The sequence below is a fragment of the Paenibacillus sp. P4_E11 genome (assembly GCF_056401635.1).
Window position 1 is genome coordinate 40,961 of record NZ_JBFUIX010000039.1, and the last position, 15,653, is coordinate 56,613.

Here is a 15,653-nt window from a genome sequence, read left to right on the forward strand (position 1 = left end):
CCAGTCTCCGCAAAATAACCTAGCTGAGATATTTACGGTTTTATTTACCATCAATCGTTTCTTTTCCGGAATTCCGTCGGCGTAAGCCCCGTATATTTTTTGAACATCCGATTGAAGGACGTTATGTTCTGGTAACCTACTGCTTTGGCAGCGTCATGGACCTTCATCCGATTGTCAGCCAGAAGGCTTCTCGCCTTCGTGATCCGGGTTTCATTGATATAGTCCACGATGTTCATCCCGGTTTTCTCTTTGAAATAGGAGGACAAATAACCGCTGCTCAGATTCAGTTTTTCCGCCAATACATCCAGATACAGTTCCTCTGCCAAGTGCTCATTCACATAATCAAACACAAACGCAGTAACCGGGTGCTTCTCTTCTTTTTTCTCCCGAACGGCTTCAGCCGATTTCGTCACCCAATCGAGCAACAATTGCTCCAATTCCGCCACCGTTGCACATCGTTGCAGACGTTCTCCCGATTTGCCCAAGATACTCTCCAACCGGACCGGATCAAGACAGCTAGGGATTGTCACACTATGGATCTTGCCAACTACATATTCGGCAAACCGCATCAACGCGGCCGCCGTCAATTCCTTGCTCTGCCACCGGGCAAAAAATCGTTCCAGAAGGGCAACCAGCTGCAGGGTATTGCCTTCTTTCAAATTCGCCGCAAACTCTTTATCTTGATCCGGTGAGAAGCCGACCGTAATAGGTGTCGAAGAACGCTTCCAAATGATTTGCGTCTCATCCCTTAACAGGCGATCTCCAACTCGGTCCTGTGCCTCCTCATAGGCCACTGTCAATTGATCCGAATTGGAATAGATGGAGGTGACCGCAATCGTCATGATGCCGTATTCCCGATCCTGATCGAAACCCTCCTTCATCCGGTTGAGCAATTCGATCAAGCCCTGCATACGATCGGTGAACACGAGACTCAGGATCTGATTCCGTTCAATCTGGAATGTTAGGGCGTCCGGCAGTGTCGGAGTCAGCTTGCTGTCTATGACCAGTTTAAGCTGATACAACCAGTTCTGAATGTCTTCTTGCCTACTTGAATCATTAGGGCACTGTTGGAGGTGGAACAGCACAAAGACGAACGGCTTATTGGAGAAATCCAACTTCATCGCGTGGTGTCCGTGGTTCCGGATCGCTTTCAAATGGTTAATGAACGACACTTGCTTCAGGATGGCTTGACTATCACGAATTTCATTACTGAGGATATCAAACTCCTTGATGTTCGTCCGATAGGAGACTTTGTTGTTCATGTCGCGGATCGATTCGACCACTTTTTTCAACGGATTGTTGATCCGTGCGGCGAACAGGAAGGAGAACACAACACTAAGCACGATTGCAGTCGCCATAATGACGATAAGCGTTATATTCAACCTGGATTCATATTGAATACGTTCTACAGGAACCCGGTAGACATACTGGAATCTGGTCCCCACTCCCTGCTTAACAAAATGATACTTGGCATTCCGAATGAACTCATTGTCTTCATATGTCTTCAGATCGCTATAGGCAAGGAAAGGATCTTGCACAACACTCTTGAAGAGGGTCTGTCCAAGGTCATCGTAGATAATCAAGTCATTATAGAGGCTTTGATGGAATTCCTTATACATCTTAATGGCATCAAGAAAGACGACCATATAGAAATCCTGGTTTTCTTGGTTCTTGAAGATGATCGGAATATACTCACCTAACGCCACAGGACGGTCGCGAAACATCTTATTGGATATTTGGGCAGACGGAAAAACCCGCATGGAGTAGGATTCGGAGAATTGCTGATTCCAAAAATCTAACGGGTATTCTTCACTCGTATAAAACACACGGAACATCGATTCTGCATTCGTGCTCGTCCCTTTTTCCAGAACATACCCGTCATGCTTGGAATAAAAGACGATATTATCGATAAACAGATACGGATTGGCTACCCATGTAGATATTTCTCGCACGATGTTGGGGAAATTGACGTAGTTAGGCGCATTTTTCAGCTTTTGAACTTCTTCGCTCATATAAAAGAAATACATTTGCTTTTTAATTAAGTCCAAGTGCTTCTCATAGTTATCTCTCGTATTTTTGAGAATCAACGTGTTGTACTTGACAACCTCCTGCTTGACATTTCGTTTGGAAACCGTGAATGAGTAGATCGTAAGGGAGGCGAGTAGAAGAATGATGCACAGAAATCCTACAATTAGTCTTAAATAAAGGGAATTGGACCGGTTTCGGATGTAAAGGATCGGCTGTAGATTTTTCATGCAACCCCCCCATTTAAATAAGAATAGTGATTACCTATTTTCTCTGTCTCTTCTTTGGTATTCACATCTTAGCAGACGAATTTTGTAGTGTAAACAGACTGCCTCACCGTCATAGCCCCTTTGTGAATTCGCTTTCAACATTAATGGCCCTTTCGTCTAAAAAAATACCAACTTCCACAAAAGAGCCCAGCTCTAGAAAAACAAAAAACACCTGACCGAACGTTCTTCGGTCAGGTGTATGTGCAAACCTATGACTTGCTCTTGCTTACGTGACGGCGACCGAGCTCGGCCATAATATCGTCCAGCGGTAGACGCGCTTCCCTTAGCAGGACGAGCAGATGGAAGATCAGATCGCTTGACTCGCAGCGCAGCTCGTCGTTATCCCGGTTCTTGGCCGCGATAATAACCTCGGCAGACTCTTCGCCGACTTTCTTCAGAATCTTGTCGATTCCTTTCTCGAACAAGTAGGTCGTATACGCACCTTCTGGACGCTCTGCATCGCGCTGGGCGATGACGCTCTCCAGCTTGGTTAAGATGTCGAATCGACCAGGACGGCCTGGCACCGCGCACACTTCTACATCCGGCGAACCGAGGTTGATGAAGCCGGTCGGGCCTTCGGTAGGTGCACTGCTGTCTTGGTCTTGGGTCGCCGTCTGAACTGCGGACCCACTGACTGTTGCGATCTCGTTGTGGAAACAGCTGTATTTGCCCGTATGGCAAGCCGGACCGATCTGATCGACGAGCACGAGCAGCGTATCGCCGTCGCAATCGTATTTGAGCGACTTCACCTTCTGAATATGGCCCGAGGTCGCACCCTTGTGCCATAATTCGGAGCGCGAGCGGCTCCAATACCAAGTTTCTCCGGACTCGATCGTTCGTGCCAGTGATTCTTCATTCATATAGGCTAGCATAAGTACTTCTTTACTAATCGCGTCCTGCACGACGGCAGGTACCAACCCATTCGCGTCCCAACGAATCGCGGAGCGCCAGTTATCGCTCGGTTGTATCGTCATCGGATTTCAACCCCTTTTTGTCTCAAGTCTTGTTTCACTTGATCAATCGTCAATTCTTTATAGTGAAATATCGTGGCCGCCAGCCCCGCATCCGCCTTGCCTTCGGTAAACACATCATGGAAATGTTCTTCGTTCCCCGCTCCACCTGATGCGATAACCGGAATACGCACTCGCTCCGATACGGCCCGGGTCAGCTTCAGGTCGAAGCCGTCCTTGGTGCCATCGGCATCCATGCTCGTAAGCAGAATCTCGCCCGCTCCAAGACGCTCCACCTCACTCGCCCATTCCAGCGCCTTGATGCCTGTGGCATTGCGTCCGCCGTGTGTGAACACTTCCCATTCGCCCCATGCCTCGTTATACTTGGCATCGATCGCCACGACGATACATTGCGAGCCGAACTTGGCTGCTCCGTCAGCTACTAACCGCGGGTTTTTCACAGCAGCCGTATTAATGCCGATCTTGTCCGCCCCAGCACGCAAGAGACGCTTCATGTCTTCCACACTGGAGATCCCGCCGCCGACCGTGAACGGAATCGTAATCTCGCCCGCTGTCTTCTTGACGACCTCCACCATAGTAGCACGACCTTCTACCGAAGCCGAGATATCCAGGAAGACAAGCTCGTCTGCCCCTTCTCGATCATAGATAGCAGCCAACTCTACCGGGTCTCCGGCATCCCGCAGATTGACGAAGTTCACACCCTTCACTACCCGACCGTCCTTCACATCCAAACAAGGAATAATACGTTTTGCCAGCATATGCTCTCTCTCCCTATCCCAGCCGATTACGCGTTCTGTCCGACCCCGCCTAGACCGGAATCCGATTCTGGACGAACTTCAGATAATTGTCTAGCAGCCTCATTCCGAGCGGACCGCTCTTCTCGGGGTGGAACTGCATGCCGAACACTTGGCCGTGCCCGACGATCGCCGTCACCGGCTGATAATAATCCGTAACGGCTAGCAGATCCGACTGCCGCTCGGGCAACACATGATACGAATGGACGAAGTACACATGTCCTTCCTCCAAGCCATTGAACAATGGATGCGGCTGAAGAAACTGCAGCTTGTTCCAACCCATGTGCGGAACCTTGTAGTCGCCTTGGAAACGAGCAACCCGCCCGGGAAGCAGGTTCAACCCTTCATTCCGACCATGTTCCTCACTCTCAGCGAACAGCAACTGCATACCAAGGCAGATGCCGAGCAACGGCTTGCCGGACTGCGCATAGTAACGGACCGCATCGCCAAGGCCTGTCTCCTGCAGGTTGTGCATCGCATCACCGAATGCGCCAACGCCAGGCAGAATCGCCCCGTCGGCCTGCATCAGCACGCCCTCATCAGACGTCACTACCGCGTCCACCCCAAGGCGCTCCACAGCCTTGCTGACGCTGTGCAGATTGCCCATGCCGTAATCGATAATAGCGATCACGTTAGAGCACTCCCTTCGTGGACGGAACACCGGTCACGCGTGGATCAATCGACGTTGCTTCGTCCAGCGCACGTCCGAGCGCCTTGAAGATCGCCTCCACCATATGATGGGTGTTCTGGCCATAGTGAACAATGACATGCAGCGTAATTCTCGCTTCCAGCGCGAACTTCCACAGGAACTCATGCACGAGCTCGGTTGTGAAGCTGCCGACTTGGTTCGATGGGAATGTAGCTCGGTACTCCAAGTGCGGTCGATTGCTAATGTCGATCGCCACTTGTGCAAGCGCCTCATCCATCGGCACGAACACGTTGGCGTAACGCTTTATACCGCGCTTGTCACCCAGTGCTTCCTTGAGCGCATGACCGAGGCAGATGCCGATATCTTCGGTTGTATGGTGATCATCGATATCGATGTCGCCCTCCGCCTCGACCTTCAGATCGAACTGGCCGTGCTGGGTGAAGAGATCCAGCATATGGTTCAGAAACGGAACGTCGGTACTAATCTCCGAGATGCCGCTCCCGTCTACGTTGAAGTTTAACTTGATGTTCGTTTCGTTAGTCTTGCGGTCGATTCCCGCTGAACGGGATCGGTTCGATTCGGTGGTCATGTTACTTCTTCCCTTCCTTCTCGAGACGAATTTGGATCGCTCTGGCGTGAGCTTCCAGCCCTTCATGCTTGGCAAGCGTAATGATCGCCTCGCCATTCGCCAACAATGCTTCCTTGCTGTAAGAAATGACACTCGATTTCTTCAAGAAATCGTCGACGTTAAGCGGTGACGAGAACCGGGCGGTGCCGTTCGTCGGCAGCACATGATTCGGTCCGGCGAAGTAATCGCCGACCGGCTCCGAGCTGTAGGCGCCGAGGAAGATGGCGCCCGCGTTCTCGATGCGGCCGAGCAGGCCGAATGGCTCGGCGACGAGCAGCTCGAGGTGCTCCGGCGCCAGCCGGTTCACCGTGTCGAGCGCCTCGTCCAGGCTGTCCGCGAGCAGCACGGCGCCGCGGTCGCGGATCGACGCGGCGGCGATGTCGCGTCGCGGCAGTGCTGCGAGCTGGCGCGCGACCTCGGCCGCGACCGCCTCGGCGAGCGGGCGCGACGTCGTCACGCACAGCGCGGACGCCATCTCGTCGTGCTCCGCCTGCGACAGCAGGTCCGCGGCGATGTACGCCGGATCCGCGCTGTCGTCCGCGAGCACGACGATCTCGCTCGGCCCGGCGATCGAGTCGATCGCGACGACGCCGTACACCGCGCGCTTCGCCAGCGCGACGTAGATATTGCCCGGGCCGACAATTTTGTCGACCGGCTTGATGCTGGCGGTGCCGTAGGCGAGCGCGCCCACGGCCTGCGCCCCGCCGACCCGGTACATCTCGCGGATGCCGGCTTCCGCCGCCGCCACGAGGATGTACGGGTCGATGTCGGCTTGGCCGTTGGTCGCCGGCGGCGTCACCATCACAATCTCTGGCACCCCGGCCACTTGGGCGGGGATCGCATTCATAAGCACGGACGACGGATACGCCGCCTTCCCGCCGGGCACGTACAGGCCGACTCGCTTCAGCGGACGGATAATCTGCCCGAGCAGGCTGCCGTCCGGCTGCAGGTCCATCCACGAGGTACGCGCCTGCTTCTCGTGGAAGCGGCGGATGTTCGCCGCCGCCTGACGGAGTGCCGCGACGAACGCCTCGTCTACGCGGCTGTAGGCCGCTTGAATCTCCGCTTCGGTGACGCGGAGCCGCTCCGGTTCGACCCGCACGCGGTCGAACTGCTCACTGAACCGCGCTACGGCCGCATCGCCCTCGGCTTGCACTTGCGCCAGAATCGTGCGCACCGTCTCATTTTGTTCCGCCGTGCCATATTCCACTTCACGTGCCAAGGCGAATTCCTTGGCCGGTATAATGCGCATGTCTACCCCTCCAATCAATTGCTATCGCTACATCCCATCTATCACTCTGGCCGTTCCAAGTGGGTGGAGGTTCAAGCCAAAACTCGCCAGGGTCCTCTTTTTCACTTTCCACTCCTCGGTCCACAATGAATCGACCTCCAACAACCACCGCTACACGCGTCCGCTCACCGGGATCACCTGTTGCAGCCGATCGCACATTTGTTGAATCGCTTCGTTCTTCATCCGGTAACTGACCCGGTTGGCAATGAGCCGACTCGTAATTTCCGCAATCGTCTCCATCTCCACTAGCCCGTTCTCGCGAATCGTATTCCCGGTTTCCACCAGATCAACGATGCGGTCAGCCAAGCCAATCAAGGGAGCCAGTTCCACATTGCCGTTCAGCTTAATAACTTCCACCTGCTGGCCCTTCTCACGGAAGTATTGCGAAGCCACGTTCGGAAACTTGCTGGCAACGCGCGGATTAAGCACCGGTTGCCAGTCGGGCAAGCCAATCACCGAGAATCGGCAGCGCGCGATGCCCAAGTCGATCAGCTCATATACGTTGCGATTCTCTTCCATCAGCACGTCCTTGCCGACTACGCCCAGATCAGCCACGCCATATTCGACATATGTCGGAACGTCCGCCGGCTTCGCGATAATGAATTCCATACCCAACTCATGGGCCGGGATAATAAACTTCCGCGTGTCGTCCAGATCCTCCGGAATCGGGATACCTGCTTGGTGGAACAACCTGCTTATATGTTTGACAATCCGTCCCTTGGGGACCGCCACTTTCAATATATCGCCCATGGAGCGCCGCCTTCCTGTATACACGATTACATGAAATCAATTACATCGTCGTACCGGATACCCTGGTACGTATAGCTTCCATCCTGCCCCAGCTCTACCTTCGCGTTCTCAGCTACACCCTGCACACGCATCGTCTCCACCATTACGCCTTCTCGAGCGCGCATCTCCCGCGCACAATCGAGTGCAGCTTGCAGTTCAGTTGGTGCATACCGAATTAGAATTCGGAAAGGAGCGTCATCCGGTATATCCCCGATCACTTCCATAATCCGATTCGTCTTCAGGGCGAAGCCCGTCGAGGGTGCCGGACGATGGAACTGCTGGAGCAGATTGTCGTACCGTCCCCCGTTGCATACGGGAAATCCGAGATCCGAGGAATATCCTTCGAACGTCATCCCAGTATAGTAAGAGAAGTCTCCGATCATCGTCAGATCAATCAGCACATACTCGCTTACGCCGTAAGCCTTCAGCACGTCCCATACTTCGCACAGATGCTGAATCGCGTCTCGCGCTGTCCGCTCTTGCGTCAGTTGGCGAGCTTGCTCACATATCTCTTCGCCGCCCCGCAGCCGCAAGATGCCTTCAAGTTCACCGCGCACACCATCGGATAGGTCGTATTGACGCAACAACGCTCGATAGCCGACATGATCACGCAATAGCAGTCTATCTTTCAATGCGTTCTGATCATTCTCCCGATCCCGCAGCGTATCCCGGAACAGACCGTTCAGGAATCCTACATGTCCCAACGCAATCTTGAATTTCGGCACGCCCGCTGCCTTCAAGCAAGCAATCGCCAGCGCCACGACTTCGGCATCCGCTTCAGCGGAGGAATCTCCGATCAGCTCCACCCCGGTCTGGAAAAACTCTGCTTCCCGACCTGCTTCCTCCTCGAACGCACGGAACACGTTAGCGTGGTAGGAAAGCCGTAACGGCAGTGGATGATCCTTCAGCAAGGAAGCCGCAACACGCGCGATCGGAGCAGTTATATCGGACCGCAGCACGACAGTCGTCCCCCGTTTGTCTAACAGCTTGAACAGTTTCTTATCGGATGTAGAACTCGCAGCACCGACCGTATCGTAATATTCCAACGTCGGCGTAATAATTTGTCGATATCCCCAACGCTGCATGCAATCCAGCAAATTGGCTTCAATGCGTCTGAGCTTGGTTACCGCTTCTGGCAAATAATCCTTGACGCCGGTCGGCTTTTCGAACACTTTTGGTTTGGACATCCCCATTCACCTCTTCATGACGACTATCTGTCTATTTCAACCGAAACGCTTTATCGCAATAATGTGCTACCATATTACCATGCTACCAAAGTAAAGATATGTGTTAGTTTACCACGTGTCGCTTGAACTCGTCAACGCACAACTCCCTACTGTTCCCTAACAAGCAAACAACCGGAGGCACCGCCCCCGGCCATCTCCTGCTGCTATGATTCCTGATTGTTCGATCCTTCTCTGATGACCCTGAGTGGATTCCCCGCTACAAAACTACCCGCCTCAACGTCCTTGTGCACCACACTACCAGCTCCTACGATCGCGTTATCGCCAATCGTAACCCCTGGCAATACCGTCACGTTCGCGCCGATCATCACATTCGAGCCTATCGTAATGGTTCCTAACCGATATTCCTTGATCAGGTATTCGTGCGTTAATAACGTGGTATTGTAGCCGATGATCGTATTGCTGCCTACATGAATCTTCTCTGGAAAAAAAACATCGACCATCACCATCAGCGCAAAAGCCGTCTGTTCTCCAACCTTCATTCCCAGCACACGACGGTAAATCCAGTTTTTCACCGGCAGCGATGGGCAGTAGCGGGAAATTTGAATGAAGATGAAATTACGCACTGCCTTGAACTTACTGACAGTGCTGTACATTTGCCACAATGCATTCGGTCCATCTACCGGATATTGTTCCGTCTTTCTCAAGGCCGTTCCCTCTTTTATCCTACAATCTCGATTAATTCCCGTATGTCGTGTATCAGATAAGTCGGATCGTACTTACGGAGATGCGCTTCACCCTTCAATGACCAAGCCACAGCTACACTAGCTACACCCGCCTCATGGGCTGCGATAAGATCATACTGACTATCGCCTACCATCAGCGACTCCGTAGCAGACACATTCAGCTGTCCCAGCGCCTTAACGATCATCTCTGGATTCGGTTTGCCCTGCGCTACGTCTTCCACCGTCACAATCGTCTCCATGAATGAGTCCAACCCGCACAGCTTCAGTCCCATCAGTGTTGTCGCCCGCATTTTGTTCGTACATACGCCCATCCGAATTCCTCTTGCTTGGAGCTCCGCCAATGCTTCCCGAACATAAGGGAATTGTGTAACTAGCTCGTCATGCTTGGCCACATTGAACGCTCTATATTTTACAACCAAATCTTCAATCTGCTCAAGTCCGGTGAAAAATTTGATCTGTTCGTACAAGGAGAAGCCCATATGAGGAATAATGTCTTCCCGTGTGTAGACTTTCTTGGTAATGCCTTCCAACGTATGCAGAAACGATTGAATGATCAATTCATTCGTGTCCACGATCGTCCCATCCAAATCGAAGAGAACGGTTGTAATCTTGCCCATGCTGTGTATTCTCCCCTATCCAAGCTAATGTTAAATCCCTTCGCCCGTATCGATAGCAGTGTCACTTACCCGTGTTGAACGAATCGGATCGGCGTACTTCTCACTTGACCATCCTTTGCGTCTTCTCACTACAATCAGCACAATGGCCGCAATAATGATTAGAATAGCCAATAGCTGCGAAATTCTTACGTTTCCATAATCCATTGAACCTGGTTCGAATACGACTGTCATCGGCATCCACAGGGCATCTATGAAGCTCTTGAACCATTCCGGCGCCGTGAAGGCGAGACTGTCTGTCCGAATTCCTTCAATAAAGAATCGACCGATTGAATACCAGATGAAGTAGCTGAAGAACAATTCCCCTGCACGGAGAAACTTTTGTCTTCGCAGTACGAGCAACAAGATCAACCCAACAAGATTCCACATCGATTCATATAGAAACGTAGGATGATAGAACTCCCCCTGTATGTACATCTGATCCACGATAAAATTCGGCAAATGCAGCGAATCCCGAAGAAACGATTCTGTCACCGGACCGCCATGCGCCTCCTGGTTGACGAAGTTCCCCCAGCGACCGATCAGCTGTCCCGCGAGTAGCGACGGTGCACAAATATCGGCAATCCTCCAGAAGTTATAACCTCTGCGCCGGACAAAAATAACGGCCGCTATGATCGCTCCGATTAAGGCTCCATAGATAGCAATACCTCCATGCCAGATCGCGAATATCTCCCACAAATTGTTTTTGTAAGCATCCCACTTGAACGCGACGTAATAGATGCGCGCCCCAACAATCGCCGACGGAACCCCGATCAGTAGTAAATCCATGAAAAATTCCGGCACAATACCGTACCGCTTACCTTCCTGAATCGCAAGCAGTAGGCCGATTAGAGCCGCAGATCCCAGAATGATCCCATACCAGTGAACCGGTATCGGGCCTAGTGAGAAGGCGACCGGATTTAATAAAAAGTGCATAGATTAACTCCTTTCAAATATGCGGACCCAATATTTCCTCCGTCTCTTGAGGTTCCCGCAGACAGCCTTCAATCCCCTTCGTCCAGATCTCCTGCCAGTGTCTCCGTCAACTTATTCGTGAACTGTAGCGCCGCGTTATAGCCCATTCTCTTCAAGCGGAAGTTCATCGCCGCTACCTCAATAATGACGGCCAAGTTTCTACCGGGACGTACTGGAATGGTAACAAGAGGCAGGTCCGTATCGATAACCCGGGTCGTCTCTTCGTCCAAGCCCAACCGATCGTATTCCTTATCTTGTTGCCACGTTTCCAAGCGGATGACGAGCGTAATCTTCTTCACATTACGGATCGCGCCTGCTCCGAATAAAGTCATTACGTTAATGATACCGACTCCACGAATTTCCAACAAATGCTTAATAAGGTCTGGCGCGTTCCCGACGAGTATATTCTCCGCCACTTGACGAATTTCGACCGCATCATCAGCAATAAGCCGGTGCCCTCGCTTGACAAGCTCCAGCGCCGTCTCGCTCTTCCCGATTCCACTTGTCCCTGTGATCAGCATACCAATCCCGTATACGTCCACTAGAACTCCATGAATCGTCGTAGTCGGGGCTAGCTTATTTTCCAAAAAACCCGTTATTCGACTCACTAGAGTCGTCGTCGCCATCGAGGTGCGTAGAACCGGCATCCCGTACTTATCCGCCTCTTCCAGCAGTTCGGTTGGCGCTGTCATGCCCCGAGTTATACAGAAGCAAGGTGTTATTTCCTCCGAGCACATCCGTTGCATCCGGTCTCGGCGCTCTTCGGCTGTGAGCGTCTCGAAGAAGGTCAGCTCCGTCTTACCTAGAATTTGCACACGCTCTCTCGGGTGGTAGGCGAAATACCCAGCCATTTCCAAACCCGGACGGTACAGATCTGCTACGTGAATCAAACGGCTCTGTCCGTCTCCTCCGGCTAACACTTCCAGTTGAAATGCCTGCACGAGATCAGACACCTTCGTCTTTTTCCCCATCATCTAATCCCCTTATGCCAGAACCGGCATTTCTGCATGCGCGGATCCTCTCATATGTCCATTCCCTACTTTATTCCATATAGCCATCGTAACGAAAATACGGAATGAAAGCAACCGTCATACAACCACCCGACATCTGTCGTGCCCTATTCATGACGAGTATGGGTCATTAAAACGCCCCAGAACTAGTAAAGGGCCAGCACTAGGCTGACCCTTCTTCATTCCTGATTAGCTCAAGAATACGTTCTTTTCTGTTTCTTTGTCGAAGATGTGGACCTTGTTCATGTCAACTGCCAACTTCACGCTCATGCCATCCTTGAAGGCTGTGCGGGAGTTCAGACGAGCAACAACCGGGTTTGGTCCGATGCCGTTCAAGTACAGTTGCATTTCGTGACCCAAGTTCTCTACTACTTCGATGTTCCCGTTCACGATGCTGTTCGGGGAACCTTCCAGGAAGATCGGCTCATCGTGAAGATCTTCTGGACGAACTCCGAAGACGACTTCTTTGTTAATGTAGCCTTTTTCCTTGAGCAATTGTGCTTTGCCTTCTGGCAATAATACATCTACGCCACTCGCTTTGAAACGAACTTGACCGTTCGATTCGCTCAAGCTGCCTGTTACAAGGTTCATCGAAGGCGATCCAATGAAAGTTGCAACGTACATGTTAACTGGGAAGTTGTAGATTTCTTCAGGTGTAGCCGCTTGTTGAATGATCCCTTGGTGCATAACAACGATACGATCGCCCATCGTCATAGCTTCTGTTTGGTCATGCGTTACGTAGATGATCGTTGTTTCCAAGCGCTTGTGCAGCTTGTTGATCTCAGCACGCATCTGTACGCGGAGTTTGGCATCCAAGTTGGAGAGAGGTTCGTCCATCAAGAATACTTGTGGATCCCGTACGATAGCGCGTCCCAAGGCGACACGTTGACGTTGGCCCCCGGACAATGCTTTTGGTTTACGGTCGAGCAATACTTCGATATCGAGAATCTTAGCCGCTTGACGAACGCGAGCATCGATTTCAGCTTTCTTGAATTTACGCAATTTCAGACCAAATGCCATGTTCTGATATACGTTCATGTGCGGATATAGGGCATAGGATTGGAACACCATCGCAATGTCGCGGTCTTTAGGAGCTACATCGTTCACAAGGCGGTCGCCAATGTACAGTTCTCCAGAAGAAATTTCCTCCAAGCCAGCGATCATACGGAGAGTTGTGGACTTACCGCAACCGGAAGCACCTACGAGTACCAGGAACTCTTTGTCTTTAATCTCGAGGTTGAAGTCTTTTACTGTGTCTTCTGCAGCGCCTGGATATTTCTTCACGACGTGAGATAAGCGTACACCTGCCATGGATGATTCCCCCTAATAAATTATAAATTAATCTTAGATTTATCTTAACCTACCTCTTACCTTGTGACTATGCACATTGCTCACAAAAAAATTAGTTTCTTTTCGTCACTTTGTACAATAGTAAGGCAATATAGACGAGGACAGCGTGCCGGAAGTTCCGTACCTCCAGACCCGTCTCCTGCTTGAATTTATCCAACCTGTACAGCAACGTATTGCGATGAATGAATAGCCGCTTGGCGGTTTCGCTTACATTGCAATCCAGAGCAAGGAATTGCTCCAGTGTCGTCAACATTTCCAAGTCGAGCAGAGCATCCATTCGTTTCAAGACACGTTCTACAAACTCGACCTTCTCTTCCTCCGGAATCCAATGCAGCAGCTTCTCCATATGAAGCTTCCATGGCAAATGAATATATTCCGTTACATGGTAGGTTTGCCCAAGCGTAATCGCTTCACGGAGCCTGACAACCGTCTGCAGCGTCGACTTCGAAGGTCGAATCGGATAAGACACGGACAGATGGCACTCGCCTACCCATTCACTGGCCAGCATCTCATGCAACCCGTCACAGATCGACTCCAGCGTATCCTCCAACGCTTCTTCTTCCCCGTCGCCTTTCCCCGAGTCGCTTCCCGCTAAGAGCAGCGATTCCGGCACCAGGATCAGCCATTCCTTATCTAGTAACGGCAGTAATACGACATCCCCTTCGAAAAACGACTCCAGCAGCTTCTTCAACTCTTGGTAGCTTGTCTTCCGCTGATCGGAGTAATCCCCATACAATAAGATCGGGATCTTGGACGTGTAGAACGGGAATAAGGAGGCGACGGTCTCCGGCATTTCCCCTTCCGTAATGCCTGCTTCCAGCTCTTGAACGATCCAACTTCGAATAGCGCCCGCTTTCCTTTCATCATCCGATACGGGTGACAGCGATTGCAGCTTCTCCTGCGACCGGTATGCTTCAAGCGTCAGTTCCACCAACTGCTGCTCAGATGGCGTCAACAGCGGCTCGTCTATTACTAACGCATGCACGGAAGCAGCCTCTTTGTATAGGAAGAAGTAGCGAGAATGCTCATGCACAAAGCTTTTGGCGCTGAACACGGGACCTCCTGCAGTCATTCGGTTCCAATCTATAGTGGATAGCGAAGTCAGTCTAACTGCAGTGTTGAGAATTTGCTCCAATTGCTGTTTAATTAGATCCCAGTTGGTCACCTTCATCCCCCCGTCGTTGATCTACTCTTAATCATACACATTTTGAGGAGGGATGAAAACCTTTACCCCCTATCGCAGGCCGTTTCACGCAAAAACAAAAAACCTTCATCCTGTTAGAATGAAGGTCTTGATCACAATGTTGAAAAAATGGTGAGCCATGTAGGACTCGAACCTACGACACCCTGATTAAAAGTCAGGTGCTCTACCAACTGAGCTAATGGCTCATGAATGGATTCATGAGGTGAAAATGGTGGAGGATGATGGATTCGAACCACCGAACTCGTCAGAGAACAGATTTACAGTCTGCTGCGTTTGGCCACTTCGCTAATCCTCCATGGTATTGGTTTCCCCGGTTGTGAGTACCGCTATGCGTTATTCAGCCAAGGAAATACATGGTGGCTCGGGACGGAATCGAACCGCCGACACGAGGATTTTCAGTCCTCTGCTCTACCGACTGAGCTACCGAGCCATGAGTTGTACAGCTCTTACAGACAAAAAAAAATACAGGTACAACATATGCACTACTCTTTCATTTAATATGAGAGAGTTGTCGTGGTATTCGCCATAAAAAGAATGGCGGAGCTGACGGGATTCGAACCCGCGGTCTCCTGCGTGACAGGCAGGCATGTTGGGCCACTACACCACAGCTCCGCAATATAAGGTTGTCCCACGAGGGGAATGAAGATGGTGGAGGCTGAGGGGATCGAACCCCCGACCCTCTGCTTGTAAGGCAGATGCTCTCCCGGCTGAGCTAAGCCTCCGAATACTTGGTAGCGGCGGAGGGACTCGAACCCACGACCTCACGGGTATGAACCGTACGCTCTAGCCAGCTGAGCTACACCGCCAAGAAGATTGTAATTCCATAAAGTTTTACTCATATTGAAGATAAAACTACGGAGAGGAAGGGATTCGAACCCTTGCGKCTGTTACACCCTAACGCTTTAGCAAAGCGCCCCCTTCGGCCTCTTGGGTACCTCTCCATACAGAGATTTTATTCTCTGAAAACTAGATGCGAAAGCGGTAACGAGCCGCGATTGTGTAACTGGTCACTCCGGGTAAGAGTGAATAGGATAAGCCCTCGACCGATTAGTATTCGTCAGCTCCACACATTACTGCGCGTCCACCCCGAACCTATCAACCTCGTCGTCTACAAG

14 protein-coding genes, 7 tRNA genes and 1 rRNA gene are annotated in these 15,653 nt (G+C 51.5%); all 22 read right to left on the bottom strand.

Annotated elements, in window-relative coordinates:
* Positions 1-50 precede the first annotated feature (50 nt).
* Complete coding sequence (locus tag AC1DWB_RS16370; protein ID WP_477542149.1) at positions 51-2,255, bottom strand: helix-turn-helix domain-containing protein; 2,205 nt, start codon at positions 2,253-2,255, stop codon at positions 51-53.
* 248 nt (positions 2,256-2,503) lie between these two features.
* Positions 2,504-3,268, bottom strand: a complete 765-nt coding sequence (gene hisI / locus AC1DWB_RS16375; protein ID WP_477542150.1) for a phosphoribosyl-AMP cyclohydrolase — start codon at positions 3,266-3,268, stop codon at positions 2,504-2,506.
* Positions 3,265-4,023, bottom strand: a complete 759-nt coding sequence (gene hisF, locus AC1DWB_RS16380; RefSeq protein WP_477542151.1) for an imidazole glycerol phosphate synthase subunit HisF — start codon at positions 4,021-4,023, stop codon at positions 3,265-3,267. Before hisF ends, hisI begins: the two co-directional genes overlap by 4 nt.
* A gap of 49 nt (positions 4,024-4,072) precedes the next feature.
* Positions 4,073-4,690: an imidazole glycerol phosphate synthase subunit HisH gene (gene hisH / locus AC1DWB_RS16385; RefSeq protein ID WP_477542152.1), complete on the bottom strand. Its 618-nt coding sequence runs from the start codon at positions 4,688-4,690 to the stop codon at positions 4,073-4,075.
* Position 4,691: 1 nt separating this feature from the next.
* Positions 4,692-5,297: an imidazoleglycerol-phosphate dehydratase HisB gene (gene hisB, locus AC1DWB_RS16390; protein WP_477542153.1), complete on the bottom strand. Its 606-nt coding sequence runs from the start codon at positions 5,295-5,297 to the stop codon at positions 4,692-4,694.
* 1 nt (position 5,298) lies between these two features.
* Positions 5,299-6,588, bottom strand: coding sequence for a histidinol dehydrogenase (gene hisD, locus AC1DWB_RS16395; protein ID WP_477542154.1), 1,290 nt, complete (start codon positions 6,586-6,588; stop codon positions 5,299-5,301).
* A 150-nt stretch (positions 6,589-6,738) separates the two neighbouring features.
* Positions 6,739-7,377 (bottom strand): ATP phosphoribosyltransferase, encoded by a 639-nt coding sequence (gene hisG, locus AC1DWB_RS16400; protein ID WP_477542155.1) that lies wholly within the window; start codon positions 7,375-7,377, stop codon positions 6,739-6,741.
* A 26-nt stretch (positions 7,378-7,403) separates the two neighbouring features.
* Positions 7,404-8,603, bottom strand: coding sequence for an ATP phosphoribosyltransferase regulatory subunit (locus AC1DWB_RS16405; protein WP_477542156.1), 1,200 nt, complete (start codon positions 8,601-8,603; stop codon positions 7,404-7,406).
* A gap of 203 nt (positions 8,604-8,806) precedes the next feature.
* Complete coding sequence (locus AC1DWB_RS16410; RefSeq protein ID WP_477542157.1) at positions 8,807-9,307, bottom strand: acyltransferase; 501 nt, start codon at positions 9,305-9,307, stop codon at positions 8,807-8,809.
* Between the two features lie 14 nt (positions 9,308-9,321).
* Positions 9,322-9,963: a pyrophosphatase PpaX gene (gene ppaX, locus AC1DWB_RS16415; protein WP_477542158.1), complete on the bottom strand. Its 642-nt coding sequence runs from the start codon at positions 9,961-9,963 to the stop codon at positions 9,322-9,324.
* Between the two features lie 30 nt (positions 9,964-9,993).
* Complete coding sequence (lgt, locus tag AC1DWB_RS16420) at positions 9,994-10,935, bottom strand: prolipoprotein diacylglyceryl transferase (protein ID WP_477542159.1); 942 nt, start codon at positions 10,933-10,935, stop codon at positions 9,994-9,996.
* A 68-nt stretch (positions 10,936-11,003) separates the two neighbouring features.
* Positions 11,004-11,945, bottom strand: coding sequence for an HPr(Ser) kinase/phosphatase (gene hprK / locus AC1DWB_RS16425; protein ID WP_477542166.1), 942 nt, complete (start codon positions 11,943-11,945; stop codon positions 11,004-11,006).
* A gap of 228 nt (positions 11,946-12,173) precedes the next feature.
* Entirely contained in the window at positions 12,174-13,295 is a 1,122-nt protein-coding gene (locus AC1DWB_RS16430) for an ABC transporter ATP-binding protein (RefSeq protein WP_477542160.1), read from the bottom strand.
* A 91-nt stretch (positions 13,296-13,386) separates the two neighbouring features.
* On the bottom strand, positions 13,387-14,499 hold the full coding sequence (locus AC1DWB_RS16435; protein WP_477542161.1) for a PucR family transcriptional regulator: 1,113 nt from the start codon (positions 14,497-14,499) through the stop codon (positions 13,387-13,389).
* A gap of 148 nt (positions 14,500-14,647) precedes the next feature.
* Positions 14,648-14,723 (bottom strand) — tRNA-Lys (locus AC1DWB_RS16440).
* Positions 14,724-14,747: 24 nt separating this feature from the next.
* Positions 14,748-14,833, bottom strand: a tRNA-Tyr gene (locus AC1DWB_RS16445).
* Between the two features lie 59 nt (positions 14,834-14,892).
* A tRNA-Phe gene (locus tag AC1DWB_RS16450) sits at positions 14,893-14,968 on the bottom strand.
* A 105-nt stretch (positions 14,969-15,073) separates the two neighbouring features.
* Positions 15,074-15,150, bottom strand: a tRNA-Asp gene (locus AC1DWB_RS16455).
* 34 nt (positions 15,151-15,184) lie between these two features.
* Positions 15,185-15,260 (bottom strand) — tRNA-Val (locus AC1DWB_RS16460).
* 7 nt (positions 15,261-15,267) lie between these two features.
* A tRNA-Met gene (locus AC1DWB_RS16465) sits at positions 15,268-15,344 on the bottom strand.
* Positions 15,345-15,393: 49 nt separating this feature from the next.
* A tRNA-Ser gene (locus AC1DWB_RS16470) sits at positions 15,394-15,479 on the bottom strand.
* An 86-nt stretch (positions 15,480-15,565) separates the two neighbouring features.
* Positions 15,566-15,653: ribosomal RNA gene (locus tag AC1DWB_RS16475) — 23S ribosomal RNA — on the bottom strand; the annotation flags it as partial.

What these genes read in the sequence shown, in the direction of transcription:
- ppaX (WP_477542158.1), bottom strand. Translation starts at nt 9,963, where the DNA reads ATGGGCAAGATTACAACCGTTCTCTTCGATTTGGATGGGACGATCGTG.
- hprK (WP_477542166.1), bottom strand. Translation starts at nt 11,945, where the DNA reads ATGGGGAAAAAGACGAAGGTGTCTGATCTCGTGCAGGCATTTCAACTG.
- hisI (WP_477542150.1), bottom strand. Translation starts at nt 3,268, where the DNA reads ATGACGATACAACCGAGCGATAACTGGCGCTCCGCGATTCGTTGGGAC.
- hisG (WP_477542155.1), bottom strand. Translation starts at nt 7,377, where the DNA reads ATGGGCGATATATTGAAAGTGGCGGTCCCCAAGGGACGGATTGTCAAA.
- AC1DWB_RS16405 (WP_477542156.1), bottom strand. Translation starts at nt 8,603, where the DNA reads ATGTCCAAACCAAAAGTGTTCGAAAAGCCGACCGGCGTCAAGGATTAT.
- AC1DWB_RS16430 (WP_477542160.1), bottom strand. Translation starts at nt 13,295, where the DNA reads ATGGCAGGTGTACGCTTATCTCACGTCGTGAAGAAATATCCAGGCGCT.
- lgt (WP_477542159.1), bottom strand. Translation starts at nt 10,935, where the DNA reads ATGCACTTTTTATTAAATCCGGTCGCCTTCTCACTAGGCCCGATACCG.
- hisD (WP_477542154.1), bottom strand. Translation starts at nt 6,588, where the DNA reads ATGCGCATTATACCGGCCAAGGAATTCGCCTTGGCACGTGAAGTGGAA.
- hisB (WP_477542153.1), bottom strand. Translation starts at nt 5,297, where the DNA reads ATGACCACCGAATCGAACCGATCCCGTTCAGCGGGAATCGACCGCAAG.
- AC1DWB_RS16370 (WP_477542149.1), bottom strand. Translation starts at nt 2,255, where the DNA reads ATGAAAAATCTACAGCCGATCCTTTACATCCGAAACCGGTCCAATTCC.
- hisF (WP_477542151.1), bottom strand. Translation starts at nt 4,023, where the DNA reads ATGCTGGCAAAACGTATTATTCCTTGTTTGGATGTGAAGGACGGTCGG.